This window comes from Mesorhizobium sp. M6A.T.Ce.TU.002.03.1.1, assembly GCF_003997275.1.
GTDB lineage: Bacteria > Pseudomonadota > Alphaproteobacteria > Rhizobiales > Rhizobiaceae > Mesorhizobium > Mesorhizobium mediterraneum.
In genome coordinates, this window is record NZ_RZTI01000281.1 from 1 (window position 1) to 1,208 (window position 1,208).

1 protein-coding gene and 1 pseudogene are annotated in these 1,208 nt (G+C 67.0%); one reads left to right on the plus strand and one right to left on the minus strand.

The features are described 5' to 3' along the window. Positions 1 to 638: pseudogene (locus EOC93_RS33495) on the plus strand (peptidase M15); the annotation flags it as partial. A 114-nt stretch (positions 639 to 752) separates the two neighbouring features. Here the strand turns inward: EOC93_RS33495 and eda are convergent. Further along, positions 753 to 1,208, minus strand: a 456-nt coding sequence (gene eda, locus EOC93_RS33500; protein ID WP_127206753.1) for a bifunctional 4-hydroxy-2-oxoglutarate aldolase/2-dehydro-3-deoxy-phosphogluconate aldolase, incomplete at its 5' end; no start/stop codon positions are given.

Consider the following 1,208-nt stretch of genomic DNA (forward strand, 5'->3'; position numbering starts at 1 on the left):
ACCTTGCAGCGGCCGACCTTGCGCCGCAGGACAAGGATGTGCTTTTGGCGCTGGCGGACACGGCCGGGCACGGCAAGACCGCTACCGATGCGTTCTCGGTGCTGCCGTCGGCGCGGCCCGACTTGGCTCAACCTGACTTGGCCCAGCCCGACCAGATCCAACCCGACGCGGTCAAGGCCGTCCTCGAGCGGGTCAGTGCAACCGACGAATACCAGGTCGCCTCGCTCTCCCAGCCGAGCTCGGTCCTCAGCGACGCGGCGAACGTCAATGCTGCTTCGCCGCGCGAGGCTGTCGTTGCCCGCCCGGCCGGCTCCGATCCGGCTGCGGCGATCGGTGCGGGTGTGAAAACCACCCGCAAGGCAGCCAGAGCAACCGCCCGGGACCTGAAGCCTGGTCCCAAGTCCGTGGTGGTCGCCGCCGAGCCGAAGGCCGCGCGTTGGGCGTTGAACAGCGGCGAGAATGTCGCCACTGTCTCCAGCGCAACGACGGCGCCGCGCTATGCCTACAATATCGTGCACACGCCGCCGAGCGAGGTCTACACCGCGGGCTTCCAGCCGAACGATCAGATGGCCGACGCCAACCGGTTCACCGGCAATGCCGTCAAGTTCCTGTCGGTCGCCCGCTTTCAGACCAAATAGCGGATCGACCAAGTATTACAAAAGCCGCGCCGGGCAATCCGCGCGGCATTTTGCTGTCCGCAAAACAGGAATGCCGCCGGCAATGCAGCCAATCCACTTGGGTTGAAAGTGTCTCTACCGCCCGAGCTTGCTCGCGGCTCGCGCCAGGGCTTCGATTTCATCCCACTTGCCGGCCTTGACCAAATCGTCCGGCGCCACCCAGGAGCCGCCGACGCAGATGACGTTGGGCAGGCTCAGATAGTCGGCGGCGTTCTTGCCGGTGATGCCGCCGGTCGGGCAGAATTTGACATCGGCGAGCGGCGAGGCGAATGCCTTGAGCGAGGCGATGCCGCCCGACTGTTCCGCCGGGAAGAACTTCAGGAAACGCAAGCCCGCCTCGCGGGCGGCCATGATCTCGCCGGGCGTGATGGCGCCGGGCAGCAATGGCACGTCGCTGTCCTTCGCCGCCGCCAGAAGCTCGCGGGTGATGCCGGGGCTGACGATGAACTTCGAGCCGGCTGCCGCCGCCTCGCCGAACTGGCGGGCGTCCAGAATGGTGCCGGCGCCGACGATGGCGTCCTCGACTTCGCC